Here is a 213-nt window from a genome sequence, read left to right as displayed (position 1 = left end):
ACTTTAAACTTTTAAACTAAATTTATGAAAGCATACATATTTCCAGGACAAGGCGCGCAATTCTCGGGCATGGGAAAAGAATTATACGAAACTTCGGCAGTTGCAAAAGAATTATTTGAAAAAGCCAATGAAATTCTAGGTTTTAGAATCACAGACATCATGTTTGAAGGAACAGCCGAAGAATTAAAAGAAACCAAAGTAACGCAACCAGCC

At 35.7% G+C, this 213-nt stretch carries 1 protein-coding gene; it reads left to right on the top strand.

Annotated features, from left to right (window positions below):
- Nucleotides 1-24: 24 nt before the first annotated feature.
- On the top strand, nt 25-213 hold a 189-nt coding region (locus DIU01_RS00580; RefSeq protein ID WP_290831324.1), incomplete at its 3' end, for an acyltransferase domain-containing protein.

The organism is Flavobacterium sp., assembly GCF_003525665.1.
Taxonomy (GTDB): Bacteria; Bacteroidota; Bacteroidia; order Flavobacteriales; family Flavobacteriaceae; genus Flavobacterium.
The sequence above is the reverse complement of the archived record's forward strand: the minus strand, read 5'-3'. Positions and strand labels throughout refer to the sequence as shown.